This window comes from Pseudonocardia asaccharolytica DSM 44247 = NBRC 16224, assembly GCF_000423625.1.
GTDB lineage: Bacteria > Actinomycetota > Actinomycetes > Mycobacteriales > Pseudonocardiaceae > Pseudonocardia > Pseudonocardia asaccharolytica.
Genome location: NZ_AUII01000012.1, coordinates 83859 through 96448, shown reverse-complemented (window position 1 = coordinate 96448; position 12590 = coordinate 83859). Strand labels below are relative to the sequence as shown.

Here is a 12590-nt window from a genome sequence, read left to right as displayed (position 1 = left end):
GCCAGGATCGGGCCGGTGCATCCGCCGAAGATCCAGACCTTCGACGTCCCGACGAAGACCAACATCGACAACAAGGGGACCGTCCGGGCCGTCGACGAGTTCCGGGTGGAGCCGTTCGGTCTCTACATGAGCCGGGCGATGGTGAACCGGGTCACGACCCACTGGGTGGAGTCGTGGCTGCTGCCCGATCTGGGGATCTGCGTGACCGACTGGTGGTGGAACCCGGGTCATGAGCGGGACCAGGACTTCTATGTCGATATCGCGGCCATCGAGCGCGGCCCCGAGCGGTGGCGGCTCACCGATCTCTACCTCGACGTCGTGGTCCGTACCGGGCGGAGCTCCCAGGTGATCGACGTCGACGAGTTCGTCGAGGCGGTCGCGGGCGGGCTGCTGGAACCCGCGCTCGCCGAGTACGCGATGCACCGGACCCACGACACGGTGACCGCGCTGGCGGCCCACGGCCACGATCTCGACCGGTGGCTCGCCACCGAGGGCATCACGCTGAGCTGGCGCAGCCGCCCCAGGTCAGGCCACCGGCAGTAGCTCGCCGGACGACGGCGGCGTCGCGCTGGTGGGTGCGGTGGTGCCGGTGGTCGACGGCGGGCTCGTCCGCGTCGTCGACGACGAGCTGGCCTGCGGGGGTGTGATCGGGTCCGGGGTCCCCTCCGCGACGCCCGCCGGGGCGGACGAGCCAGCCGGCGATCCGGTCGAGGTCCCGGTCGGGCTTGGCCGCGTCGTCTCGGATGGCTCGGGGTCGGTGGTCGTCGGCTCGGCGGACGGCGGGACGGACGGGGTCGGAACGACCGTGGTCCGGGACGGACGGGCCCGGGTCCGTTGCACCGGACGGTCGGCGGGCGAGGCGGCCGGGGCGGACTGTTCTGCAACGGGTGGCGCGGGTACCCGGGTCGGCTCGGGTGTGGTCACCTCCGATGCGCCGGGCACCGCGACCGGCGGCGGATTGGCGGCGCCGGGCGGCGCGGCGCCCTGCGCGATGACGGTGATCCCGCCGAGGGCGCCGACCGTCAGGATCGCGGCCGCGGCGGCGGAGCTCGTCCGGTTGAACCAGCTCGCCCGCCGGATGACGTCATCGACCGCGGGGAGCGTGACCCCGGCCGAGAGCTCGTCGTCCAGCCTGCGGAACTCCGCGGTCATCTGAGCCAGCGGGTCGGTCACGATGTGTCCTCGTCGTCGTACGGCCCGAACTCGGATGACAGCACGTCCGCCAAACCCTCGGCCGCAACCTGCCGTGCCCGGGAGAGCCTGGCCTGTACGGTGCCCAGCGACACCCGCTCCAACACGGCGATCTCGGTCATCGGAACGCCGACCATGTGGAACAGCACCACGCTGCGCCGCTCCGCCGGGGACAGCCGACGCAGCGCGCCCAGCAGTGCGGCCGTCCGTGGGTCGGCGGCCTCGGTGCCGGCGCCCGTGGACCGGCCGATCCCGATCCGCGCAAGCACCGACCGCCAGCTGCGCATGGTCGAGCGCACCGCGACGCGGCGGATCCATGTGGTCGGGTCCTCCGAACGGCTGATCCGCCCCCAGTCCCGCCAGGCCTGCGAGTACGCGTCCTGGACCACCTCGTGCGCCTCGCCGGAGTTCAGCGTGATCGCGTAGAGCTGGGCGACCAGCCGCTGGTAGTTGGCCTCCAGGTGGGCGCCGAAGTCGGCGCGCAGCTCGGCCGGGGTCGCGAAGTCCCCCTGGCCGGTGGCGTCCCGCGCGGCAAGGGCCGGCTCCGCGGCGTCCGGTTCGGGGGCGTCCGGTTCGGAGGCTTCGGGCTGCACGTCCGCGGGTTCAGCGGCGGTCTCGGCGGCGCCGGCATCCCCGGACGCGGCGGTCTCGGCGGCATCCCGCTCGTCGGACACCGTGCTCTCTCGGTCGCCGGAATCGGCGCGGTGCTGGGCCAGCGCGCTCAACCCTCGTCCCTCCGGTCGTCTGGCAGGCGCGGCGGAGCAGACTGCTGTCACACACCTCGTGCAGCCGGTGCGCACCCCCGACCCTCAATCGGACAACGATCGAGCGGTGTTACAGATGCGCCATCGCCGATCAGCAGGCCGGGCTCCAGCCGGAGTCGCTCGCCCACCGTTCGGCGCGCGGCAGCGCCGCATCGAACCACGGTTCCTTGGCCGCAGCGTAGCGGGCGGCGTCGGGGTCCGCAGCGAACTCGGCGGCGGCCCGGCGCTTGAGCGCGAGGTACTCGACGCGCGCGGCGCCGTCGGCGCGCAACCAGTCGCGCAGCAGCAGCGCGTAGCGCCAGCCCGGCGAGCCGAGCTCACGGACATGCACGTGGACGAGCCGGCCGGGGTCCGCGCTCGCGTGGTAGCGCTTGCGCCAGTGTTGCGGATCCGGCTGCGCCGGCTTCGGGTTGTCCCTGGTGATCTCCGGCCGGTTGGGGAATCCGGCGTCGGCGAGGGCACCGGCGATCGCGTCGGCGTCGGCGAGCGTGTCAACAGCGAGCTGCACGTCAATGATGTCCTTGGCGGGCAGCCCAGAAATCGCGGTGGAGCCGATGTGCGCAACCCCGCGCCCCCGTTTCCCCGCGGCCGGCTCGATCCGCGCGGCGATCCGGGCGGCGTCGGCGGGCCAGCCGGGGTCGGGGTCGACGAGCCGCGGCGAGCCGCCGCGGGCCGGTCTGCGCAGGCGCATGTTCTCCGCGAACGGGACGAGCCGACCGGCCCACAGCGCGTCGACGGCCGCCTCGAGGTCGGCCGGCGAACCGCTGTTGTCCAGCAGGACATCGGCGGCGGCGCGGCGTTCGGCGTCGTCGGCCTGCGCGGCGATCCGGGCGCGGGCATCCGACTCCGGCATGCCGCGGCCGGCCACGAGCCTGCGCACCCGTACCTCCGCCTCGGCGTGGACGACCACGACCATCGGGAAGGTGGGCGCCATCCCGCCCTCGACGAGCAACGGGACGTCCTGCACGACGACCGCCCCCGCGGGCGCCGCGGCGACCAACTGCTCGGAGCGGCGCCGCACCCGGGGGTGGACGATGGCGTTCAGCCGGTCGCGTGCGGCCGGGTCGGCGAAGACCAGCGTCGCCATCCGCGGCCGGTCCAGCTCGCCGTCCGGTCCGACGACCTCGGCTCCGAACGCCGCGACGACCTCGGCGAGACCCTCGCTCCCCTCCGCGACGACCTCGCGGGCCAGGACGTCGGAGTCGACGAGCACGGCGCCGTGCTCGACGAGCCTGCGCGCCACCGTCGACTTCCCCGATCCGATCCCACCGGTCAGCCCCACCCGCAGCACGATCAGCGCACCTGCCGGATCAGGCCGGCATCGTCGCTCTGACCTGCGGTATCACCCGCAGGGCGAGGTCGACGAGGACGTCGGCGGCGGGGCGGTCGGTCGCGGCTGTGCTGGGGAGCACGAAGGTCAGATTGTCCACGCCGTAGGCGACGAGGAGCACGGCCTCACCGGGACGCTCGACGAACACCCCCTTGGCGGCGCCGATCGGCACGTCGCGGCTCTCACTGCCGGCTCGCTGGGCGTCGCTGTTGATCCGCCACTGGTTGGCCGCCGCGGCCTCGTCGGTGTATCGGCTGATGTTCAGCTCCATCAGCGGTGGAGCGCCGGGGCCGGTGCGGGTGTAGGTGCAGCCGATCCGCTCGGTTCGGTCGACGGCCGGCTGCGGCACCCCCCGGATGCTGCGTACCGAGACCGTGTCCAGCGGCAGGGCGAACAGGGCACCGAGATCATTGGCGGTGAGCACCCGTTCACAGTCGGTGGGGAGCTTGCCGGCCTCGGCGGCCGCATCGGTTCCCGCCGCCTTCGTCGTCGGTGGCGCGAACGTGGGGATCGCGGGGGCCCTGGTGTCCCCCGACGCCGTACCGCACGCGACCGTCACCCCGAGCAGCAGACCGAACAACAGAACTCTGCAGGCAACGGCGATCCCCCGATGCGCCCCCCGATCACCCATGCCTCCAACTTAGTTCGGCATAGAGATCAATTCACCCAACGTGGCCGGTTGGTGACCGAACTCAGACCTTCCGGAGTCCCCGCATCCGCATGCTCCGTGGAACGCCGGGAGGCCCCGGTGACCGCAGTCACCGGGGCCTCCCAGGTCACCTCTCGGCGCCGGAGCGCTCACGCACCGCCGGAGAGCTTCTCCCGCAGCGCGGCGAGCTGCTCATCGCTGGCCAGCGAACCGCTGCCGCTTTCGGCGGGCGCGCCGCCCTGGGACGAGTAGTTCGTCCCGGCGTCAGCGGTCGACTCGGCCTCGGCGGCCTTGCGGATCTGCGCGATGTGCTGCTCGTAGCGGGCGTGCGCCTCGGCGTACTCCTTCTCCCACGCCTCGCGCTGGGCCTCGTAGCCTTCCTTCCACTCCCCGCTGTCGACGTCGAAGCCCTCGGGGTAGATGTAGTTCCCCTGGTCGTCGTACTCGGCGGCCATGCCGTAGCGGGTCGGGTCGAACTCGGTGTCGACCGTCATGCCCTCGTTGGCCTGCTTGAGCGACAGCGAGATGCGGCGCCGGTCGAGGTCGATGTCGATGACCTTGACCATGCAGTCGTCGCCGACCTGCACGACCTGCTCGGGGATCTCCACGTGCCGCTCGGCCAGCTCGGAGATGTGCACCAGGCCCTCGATGCCCTCCTCGACGCGGACGAACGCGCCGAAGGGAACCAGCTTGGTGACCTTGCCGGGAACGATCTGCCCGATCGCGTGGGTCCGGGCGTAGAGCCGCCACGGGTCTTCCTGCGTCGCCTTGAGCGACAGCGAGACGCGCTCGCGGTCGAGCTCGACGCTGAGGACCTCGACCGTGACCTCCTGGCCGACCTCGACGACCTCGCTCGGGTGGTCGATGTGCTTCCAGGACAGCTCGGAGACGTGCACCAGACCATCGACACCGCCGAGGTCGACGAACGCGCCGAAGTTGACGACCGAGGAGACGACGCCCTTGCGGACCTGGCCGCGCTGCAGCTGGTTGAGGAACTCGCTGCGGACCTCGGACTGGGTCTGCTCGAGCCAGGCACGCCGCGACAGCACCACGTTGTTGCGGTTCTTGTCCAGCTCGATGATCTTGGCCTCGATCTTGCGGCCGACGTACGGCTGCAGATCCCGTACCCGGCGCATCTCGACCAGCGAGGCGGGCAGGAAGCCGCGGAGCCCGATGTCCAGGATCAGGCCGCCCTTGACGACCTCGATGACGGTGCCCTCGACCGGCTCGTCGGCCTCCTTCAGGGCCTCGATCGTGCCCCAGGCGCGCTCGTACTGGGCGCGCTTCTTGGACAGGATCAGCCGGCCCTCCTTGTCCTCTTTCTGCAGGACGAGGGCCTCGACGTGCTCGCCGACCTCCACGACCTCGGCGGGGTCGACATCGTGCTTGATCGACAGCTCGCGCGACGGGATGACGCCTTCGGTCTTGTAGCCGATGTCGAGCAGGACCTCGTCACGGTCGACCTTGACGATGGTCCCCTCGACGATGTCGCCATCGTTGAAGTACTTGATCGTCTGATCGATGGCGGCGAGGAAATCCTCCTCCGACCCGATGTCGTTGACGGCGACCTGAGGTGTGGTCGGGGCGGCGGTGGTGTCGGTGGACATGTAGTGGGGTGCTCCGGTAATGGTATGGATGAGTCGTGCTGGCTGTGTCGCTGTGCTTCGGTGTCGCTGTGACCTGCGTACAGTCACCCTCGTTCGTCGATCCCGTGGCCGTGCGGACAGTGGCGGCCCGCGAGCAGAGCCACATGGGCGCCACATTGACCACAGTGCGGGGCCGATGCTACGCGGCCCCCGATCAGCAGGGCAACGCGGGGCCCGGGTCCGAACTGCGACGATGACACCGAAACGATGACGGGTGCACGGGGGTGCGATCCGACGGCAAGGGAGGAGTCATGAGCGCCGAGCAGGTCCTCGGGACCACCGGGATGGCCCGGCGCACCGTCGGCTCCGCGGAGTCCCGGCGCGCGGCCCGGGCCTGGTGGGACGCCGACGCCGACGACTACCTGGCCGAACACGGCGACGACATCGGCGAGATCGACTTCGTCTGGTGCCCGGAGGGGCTGCGCGAGGCCGATGCCCGGCTGCTGGGCGAGGTGGCCGGCAAGCGGGTGCTGGAGGTCGGTGCGGGCTCCGCGCCGTGTGCCCGCTGGCTCGCCACCCAAGGCGCCCGTCCGGTCGCCCTCGATCTTTCGGCGGGCATGCTGCGACACGCGGCCGCGCTCGGCGCGTCCACCGGCGTCGCGGTACCGCTCGTCCAGGCCGCGGCGGAGCGGCTGCCGTTCGCCGACGGGTCGTTCGACGTGGCGTGCTCCGCCTTCGGCGCGATTCCCTTCGTCGCCGAGCCGTCGCGGGTCATGCGGGAGGTCAAGCGGGTGCTGCGGCCGGGCGGGCGCTGGGTGTTCGCGGTGAACCACCCGATGCGCTGGATGTTCTCCGACGACCCCGGACCGGACGGGCTGACGGTCATCCAGTCCTATTTCGACCGCATGCCCTACGTCGAGGTGGACGCCACCGGTGCGGCGACCTACGTCGAGCACCACCGCACGCTCGGCGACCGGGTGCGCGACATCGTCTTGGCCGGACTGGTGCTCGACGATCTCGTCGAGCCGGAATGGCCGGAGGGCCGCGAGACCGTGTGGGGGCAGTGGTCGCCGCTGCGAGGGGCGCTCTTCCCCGGCACCGCGATCTTCGTGACGCACCGGCCATGAGTTCCCCGGCACCCCTGGCCCCGGCGGTTCAGCGGGGGCCGAACACCGCGGCCGCCTGCACCCGGCCCTCGGCGGCGAGCTCCAGGAACCCGAAGGTGCCCGCGTCGAGCAGTTCGCGCGCGGCCCGGTTCAGCGCGCCGATCGTCGCCGCGCTGAACGCGCCGCCGACCGAGATGCGGGCGACGCCGGCCGCGGCGAGCCCGGCGACGCCGGCGAGCCCGGGAAACGCCAGCACGTTGACCGGCCGGTCGACCGCGGCGATCACCCGCCGGATGTCGTCGAGGTCGCGCAGGCCCGGCGCGTAGAGCACGTCGGCACCCGCCTCCTGGTAGGCCTGCAGCCGGGCGATCGTGTCGGCGAGATCGGGATTGCCGTGCAGGAAGTTCTCCGCCCGCGCGGTCAGGACGAGCCCGGTGTCGCGGTGCGCCGCTACGGCGGCGGCGGCCACCCGCTCGGCGGCGAACCCGAGGTCGTAGATCGGGGACTGCGGGTCACCGCTGAAGTCCTCGATCGAGCAGCCCGCCAGCCCCGCCGCGACGGCCCCACGGACCGTGTCGGCGACGGCGCCGGGGTCGGCGGCGAACCCGTTCTCCAGGTCGGCGGACACCGGGACGTCCACCGCGGCGACGATGGCCGCGGCGTGCGCCAGCGCCTCGTCCCTGGTGACCGTGCCGTCCAGCCTGCCGAGGGTCGCCGCGAAACCGCTGCTCGTGGTGGCCAGCGCGGGGAAGCCGAGCGCGGCGAGCAGCCGGGCCGAGCCGGCATCCCACGGGTTGGGCATGAGCAGCGGACGGCCGGGCACGTGGAGCGCGCGGAAGGCATCCACCTTCGCTGTTGGGCTGGTCACGGTCCTGACAGTAGCGACGGGCGCAGGGAACACCATATCCATCGGTTACGACATGTGCTTCGCTCCGGACTGCGTACGGCAGTGAGCCGCAACGCCACCGCCCCGGCGGCCGCCACCGCGGCCCCGGTGTCGGGGCCGTGGTGGAGAATCCGTCCGGGCACGTCGCTGCGGCCTGATCCCGGGACGGGCCGTCGCGCGCTGAGCCATCGCAGGCCAGCGGTGCCGTTGGACTACGCCGCGCCCGGCGGCCGGACCGCGCAGGTCGCGCTGCTGCATCACCGCACGAGCAAGAAGAAGATCGGGTCGCTCGTGCTGAATCCGGGGCCGATGTCCCGCAAATGTTGATCACGGACCGGCGGGGCATCCCTCATTTGCCGATCGCCCCACGCCGTCGCATACAGTGCAGGGCGTGCCGATCAACCCCGCCGACCTCGCCGACTTCCCCTCGCTGGACACGGCCGAGCTGCTGACGAGCCGGATGGGCATCGAGATCACGTCGATGACCTTGGAGGAGGTCGTCGGACGCATGCCCGTCACCGGGAACCGGCAGCCCTACGGCCTGCTCCACGGCGGGGCGAGCGCGGTGCTGGCCGAGACGCTGGGGTCCACGCTGTCGGCCCTGCATGCCCTGCCCGAGCGGTTCCCCGTCGGTCTCGAACTGGCCTGCACGCACCACCGGGCGGCCACCGCGGGCTGGATCACCGGTGTCGCCCGGGCGTTGCACATCGGCCGCAGCACCTCCACCACCGAGATCGTCCTCACCGACGAGCAGGGCCGCCGGACCTGCACCGCGAAGCTGACCTGCCTGCACCGCGACACCCGCCCCGAGGTGTGAGCCTCAGCTCGTGACGCCCTCGCCCAGGTAGGCCGCCTGCACCCGCGGATCGGCCAGCAGCTCGGCCCCGGTCCCGGACAGCGTCGTGCGGCCGAGGTCGATCACGTACGCTCGGTCGGACAGCGCGAGCGCGGCCAACGCGTTCTGCTCGACGAGCAGCACCGTCGTGCCCTCGGCGCGCAGGTCGCGGACGGTGTCGAAGATCTTCTGCGTCATGATCGGCGAGAGTCCCATGGACGGCTCGTCGAGCATGAGCAGCCGCGGTCGTGACATGAGCGCCCGGCCGATCGCCAGCATCTGCTGCTCGCCGCCGGAGAACAGGCCTGCCTTGGCCCGCCGCCGCTGCCCCAGCACCGGGAACAGGTCATAGATCCGGTCGAGGTCGGCGACGACGCCGGCCTCGTCGCGCCGGGTGTAGGCGCCCAGCCGCAGGTTCTCCTCGACGGTCATCCGGGCGAACAGCCGCCGTCCCTCCGGGCTGTGCGCCACGCCGTGGGCGAGGATCTCGTGCGCGGGCAGCCGGTGCAGCGGGGTCCCGTCCAGCCACACCTCACCCGAGACCGGCCGCAGCAGCCCCGACAGCGTCCGCAGCGTCGTGGTCTTGCCCGCGCCGTTGCTCCCGATCAGGCTGACGATCTGGCCCTGCTCGACGGCGAAGGTGACGCCGCGGACGCCCTGGATCGCGCCGTAGGCGACGGTGAGGTCGCGAACCTCGAGAAACGCCATCAGACCTCGCTCCGATGAATCTGCGCCTCGATCTCCTCGGGTGGGGCACCGAGATAGGCCTCCACGACGCGCGGGTCGCCGCGGACCTCGTCGGGGGTGCCCGCCACGAGCAGCTCGCCCTGCACCAGCACGAGCACCCGGTCGCACAGGGTGAAGATGAACTTGGTGTCGTGTTCGATGACGACCACCGAGACGCCCAGATCGCGGATCGCGAGGATCAGCTGCCGGGTCGACTGGGTCTCCTGGGCGTTCATGCCCGCGGTCGGTTCGTCGAGCAGGAGGACCGAGGGCTCGGTGGCCAGCGCGCGGGCGATCTCCAGCCGGCGCTGGTCGCCGTAGGGCAGGTTGCGGGCAAGCTCGTCGGCGAACCGGGTGAGCCCGACGAACGCCAGCAGCTTCTCCGCACGTTCGGCCGCCTCGGCCTCGCTGCGCCGGAAACGCGGACCGTGCAGCAGCGACGACAGGGGCCCCTGCGTCATCCGGACATGCCGCCCGACCAGCACGTTCTCGGTCGCGGTCATGCCCGGGAAGAGCCGGATGTTCTGGAACGTCCGCGCGACACCTGCCGCGGTGACCCGCGCCGGGTCGCACGCCAGCCGGGTCCCACGCAGCGCGACGGCGCCGCGGCTCGGCGCGTACAGCCCGGTCAGGCAGTTGAACAGGGTGGTCTTCCCGGCTCCGTTCGGCCCGATCAGCCCGATGATCTCGCCATCGCGGAGGGTGAAGGACACGTCCTTCAACGCCGTCAGCCCACCGAACACCATGGTGACGCCTGCCGCCTCGAGGATCGGCGCGGTCATGCCTCGGCTCCCTTCGCCGGTGGCGGGTCCTGCGCGGTCACCGGTGCGAGCTCGGTCCTGCGGTGCCGGTCGGGGATGATGCCCTGCGGGCGGAACCGCATGATCACCACGAGCGCGAGCCCGAACAGCAGCAGCCGGTAGTCGGCGAACTCGCGCAGCTTCTCCGGCAGCACGAACAGGATCGACGCGCCGAACACCGCACCCGGGATCGTCCCCATACCGCCGAGGATGACCGCCGCGAGCAGCGTCACCGATTCGAGGAACCGGAAGCTGTCGTAGGCGACGACCGCGGTCTTGTGCGCGAAGAACGCCCCGGCGAGCCCCGCGAGGGTGGCCCCGATCAGGAACGCGAGGATCTTGATCGGACCGGTCCGGATGCCCATCGCCCTGGCGGCGTCCTCGTCCTCCCGGATCGCGATCCAGGCCCGCCCGAGCCGCGAGTTCTTCAGGTTCCCGAACACCAGCATGACGACGGCGACCAGCAGCACGATCAGGACGTAGTAGAGGACGCCCGCGGGGAGGGTGACCGCGCCGATCGCGATCGACTCGTTGAACGCCGTGCCGAACGCGCTGACCTGCGGGATGTTCGGGATCGCGTTCGCGCCGCCGGTGAGCCCGCCGATGTTGTTCTGGGCGCTGCGCACGAAGATCTCGCCGAAGGCGAGCGTCACGATGGCCAGGTAGTCGCCGCGGACCCGCAGCGTCGGGGATCCGACGACCGCACCGAAGAGCCCGGCCACCACCGCAGAGATGATCATGACGAGGGGAAACGGCAGCCTGATCCCGATCTCCGACGCCGCCGCGCCGGACAGGTTGGCCGCCACGAAGGCCCCGATCCCGAGGAAGGCGACGTATCCGAGGTCGAGCAGGCCGGCCAGTCCGACCACGATGTTCAGCCCGATCGCGGTGGCGGCGTAGACGCCGATATTGGCCGCGACCGTCATCCAGTACTCGGTGCCGGCCCCGGTCAGCGGCAGCAGCAGCGCCATCACCAGCAGCACCACGATGCTGAACACCCGGTGCCGCTCCGCGACGGCCGCGAGCCAGGTCAGCAGCCCGGACGCGTGCAGGGCGGCGAACGCCCCGCCTGCCGCGGCCAGGAACGACAGGAACACCGCGCCGGCATACGGGTTCACCACGCCGCCCTGCCCGCCGCTGGTGAGCACCGCGGACACGACGAGCAACAGCAGCCCGAACAGGACGAGCAGCAACAGCCACTCGGCCCACCAGGGCATTCGCCACTCCCGGACCGGCAGCGGCTCGATGCCGCCCCCGACGGCGCCCGCGGCCGCGAACGCGCCGCCGATCAGGGCGACGACCGCACCGAACGCGGCCGAGCCGCCGGACGCGGTGATGGCGCCGAGGCCACCGCCTTCGACGGTGATGTAGAGCCCGTTGACCAGGCTCGTCGCGACGATGCCCCAGCCCAGCGCGCGCACGATACGTGCCCTGCCGCGCACCGCCCGCACCGACACCAGGATCGCTGCGAGCCCCAGCAGCGCCAGATGCAGCCGGAACCCCGTCAGGCCCAGCGGCGCGACGAAGAACTGCAGGGTCGCCTTCTCCGGGTAGGGGCCCTCGTTGAGCACGAACGTGGCCCACGGCAGCAGCGCGCCGAGCACGGCGAGGAGCCCGCCCGCCACCCGCAGCCAGGCGGCGCCCCGAGCCCCGGCGCCGCGCGCCCGGCCGGAGACCGGCGCGGCCGAGGCCGGGACCGGAGACTGGACGGTCGTCATGCGCGGACCCTCTCCGTCTCGCCGAAGAAGCCCTGCGGCCGGAACACCAGTACCACGATCAGCACCACGAAGATCCAGACGTAGTCGTAGGCGGTGCCGCCGGGGAGGTACTGCCCGCCGAGGGATTTGACGAGCCCGATCGCCAGTCCCCCGACGACGGCACCCCGGATGCTGCCGATTCCACCGAGCACGGCAGCGGTGAAGGCGAAGATCCCGTTCTGGAAACCCATATCGATGTTGATGTTGTTGAGATAGCCGCCGTACAGGACGCCGCCGACGCCGGCCAGCGCCCCGCCGATCAGGAAGGTGAGCACGATGACCCGGTCCGGGTCGATGCCCATCAGTCGCGCGATATCGCGATCCTGCGCGGTGGCCCGCATCGCACGGCCGGTGCGGGAGCGGTCGACGAACACCTGCAGCCCGGCCGCCAGCGCCAGCGAGACGAGGGCGAGCAGGATCCCGGCGTACTTGATCGGCACCGTGCCGCCGGGGACCGGGATCTCCAGCGTTCCCTCGATGAAGATGCTCGGGAAGGGCAGCGCCGCGGTCGCGTCCGGGTAGAACACCCGGACCGCCTCCTGCAGCGCCACCGAGACGCCCAGCGCGGTGATCAGCGGCGCGAGTCGCGGCGCGTCGCGCAGCGGGCGGTAGGCGAAGCGCTCGGCGGCGACGGCCACGAGCGCGGCGATGACGGCGCCGGCGACGAGCGCGATCGGCAGCGCGAGATACCACTGGTTCGCGATCGCAGCCGGCAGCAGGTAGGTCAGGGCGGCGAGACCCCCGTAGGCACCGACCATGAAGATCTCGCCGTGCGCGAAGTTGATCAGCTGGATGATGCCGTAGACCATCGTGTAGCCGAGCGCGATCAGGCCGATCAGCGAACCCAGCACGAGGCCGTTGGCCACTTGCGACAGAAGAGTGGGGAGCACGTGCTTCCTCCGACGAGGGCATGCGCGGTGGGGGCGGATGGTCACCCGCCCCCGCCGCGGCATGCCTGAG

The 12590-nt window shown here is 71.8% G+C and carries 14 protein-coding genes; 4 read left to right on the top strand and 10 right to left on the bottom strand.

The genetic code is table 11. From position 1 onward, the window contains the following. Positions 1-6: 6 nt before the first annotated feature. Positions 7-543: a ribonuclease FAU-1 family protein gene (locus tag G567_RS0114870; RefSeq protein ID WP_028930637.1), complete on the top strand. Its 537-nt coding sequence runs from the start codon at positions 7-9 to the stop codon at positions 541-543. Here the strand turns inward: G567_RS0114870 and G567_RS34270 are convergent. From G567_RS34270 to rpsA, 5 genes are all read right to left on the bottom strand, one after another. Next, entirely contained in the window at positions 526-1173 is a 648-nt protein-coding gene (locus G567_RS34270) for a hypothetical protein (RefSeq protein ID WP_028930617.1), read from the bottom strand. The two genes, G567_RS0114870 and G567_RS34270, sit on opposite strands and share 18 nt — an antisense overlap. Next, positions 1170-1916, bottom strand: a complete 747-nt coding sequence (locus G567_RS32160) for an RNA polymerase sigma factor (protein WP_051233082.1) — start codon at positions 1914-1916, stop codon at positions 1170-1172. Before G567_RS32160 ends, G567_RS34270 begins: the two co-directional genes overlap by 4 nt. Positions 1917-2046: 130 nt before the next feature. Next, on the bottom strand, positions 2047-3246 hold the full coding sequence (gene coaE, locus G567_RS0114855) for a dephospho-CoA kinase (protein ID WP_028930616.1): 1200 nt from the start codon (positions 3244-3246) through the stop codon (positions 2047-2049). Positions 3247-3265: 19 nt separating this feature from the next. Further along, entirely contained in the window at positions 3266-3916 is a 651-nt protein-coding gene (locus G567_RS0114850) for a hypothetical protein (protein WP_147201180.1), read from the bottom strand. Between the two features lie 167 nt (positions 3917-4083). Further along, positions 4084-5541, bottom strand: a complete 1458-nt coding sequence (gene rpsA / locus G567_RS0114845; RefSeq protein ID WP_028930614.1) for a 30S ribosomal protein S1 — start codon at positions 5539-5541, stop codon at positions 4084-4086. A 290-nt stretch (positions 5542-5831) separates the two neighbouring features. On the opposite strand from rpsA, the gene G567_RS0114840 reads away from it, so the two are divergent. After that, positions 5832-6647, top strand: a complete 816-nt coding sequence (locus tag G567_RS0114840; RefSeq protein ID WP_051233079.1) for a class I SAM-dependent methyltransferase — start codon at positions 5832-5834, stop codon at positions 6645-6647. 28 nt (positions 6648-6675) lie between these two features. On the opposite strand, the gene G567_RS28985 is transcribed toward G567_RS0114840, so the two are convergent. Then, positions 6676-7494, bottom strand: a complete 819-nt coding sequence (locus G567_RS28985) for an isocitrate lyase/PEP mutase family protein (protein WP_245585657.1) — start codon at positions 7492-7494, stop codon at positions 6676-6678. 81 nt (positions 7495-7575) lie between these two features. On the opposite strand from G567_RS28985, the gene G567_RS35190 reads away from it, so the two are divergent. Next, complete coding sequence (locus tag G567_RS35190) at positions 7576-7839, top strand: hypothetical protein (RefSeq protein ID WP_147201181.1); 264 nt, start codon at positions 7576-7578, stop codon at positions 7837-7839. 103 nt (positions 7840-7942) lie between these two features. Further along, positions 7943-8329, top strand: a complete 387-nt coding sequence (locus G567_RS0114825) for a PaaI family thioesterase (protein WP_373865913.1) — start codon at positions 7943-7945, stop codon at positions 8327-8329. Positions 8330-8332: 3 nt separating this feature from the next. Here G567_RS0114825 and G567_RS0114820 read toward each other — a convergent pair whose 3' ends face one another. Genes G567_RS0114820 through G567_RS0114805 form a run of 4 tightly spaced genes read right to left on the bottom strand, consistent with a single transcriptional unit; the run spans position 8333 to position 12496 of the window. Next, the gene (locus tag G567_RS0114820; protein ID WP_245585656.1) at positions 8333-9055 is read right to left on the bottom strand and encodes an ABC transporter ATP-binding protein; all 723 of its coding nucleotides are present in this window, start codon (positions 9053-9055) and stop codon (positions 8333-8335) included. Next, entirely contained in the window at positions 9055-9855 is an 801-nt protein-coding gene (locus G567_RS28980; protein WP_051233075.1) for an ABC transporter ATP-binding protein, read from the bottom strand. Before G567_RS28980 ends, G567_RS0114820 begins: the two co-directional genes overlap by 1 nt. Continuing rightward, a complete protein-coding gene (locus G567_RS28975; protein ID WP_051233073.1) occupies positions 9852-11591 on the bottom strand; it encodes a branched-chain amino acid ABC transporter permease in 1740 nt (579 codons plus the stop codon). Before G567_RS28975 ends, G567_RS28980 begins: the two co-directional genes overlap by 4 nt. Beyond that, positions 11588-12496 carry a branched-chain amino acid ABC transporter permease gene (locus G567_RS0114805; RefSeq protein WP_245585655.1) on the bottom strand — a complete coding sequence of 303 codons (909 nt, stop codon included), beginning with the start codon at positions 12494-12496 and terminating at the stop codon, positions 11588-11590. The genes G567_RS28975 and G567_RS0114805 overlap by 4 nt, the downstream gene beginning before the upstream one ends. Positions 12497-12590 lie beyond the last annotated feature (94 nt).

What these genes read in the sequence shown, in the direction of transcription:
- G567_RS0114850 (WP_147201180.1), bottom strand. Translation starts at nt 3,916, where the DNA reads ATGGGTGATCGGGGGGCGCATCGGGGGATCGCCGTTGCCTGCAGAGTT.
- rpsA (WP_028930614.1), bottom strand. Translation starts at nt 5,541, where the DNA reads ATGTCCACCGACACCACCGCCGCCCCGACCACACCTCAGGTCGCCGTC.
- G567_RS0114840 (WP_051233079.1), top strand. Translation starts at nt 5,832, where the DNA reads ATGAGCGCCGAGCAGGTCCTCGGGACCACCGGGATGGCCCGGCGCACC.
- G567_RS0114820 (WP_245585656.1), bottom strand. Translation starts at nt 9,055, where the DNA reads ATGGCGTTTCTCGAGGTTCGCGACCTCACCGTCGCCTACGGCGCGATC.
- G567_RS28980 (WP_051233075.1), bottom strand. Translation starts at nt 9,855, where the DNA reads ATGACCGCGCCGATCCTCGAGGCGGCAGGCGTCACCATGGTGTTCGGT.
- G567_RS28975 (WP_051233073.1), bottom strand. Translation starts at nt 11,591, where the DNA reads ATGACGACCGTCCAGTCTCCGGTCCCGGCCTCGGCCGCGCCGGTCTCC.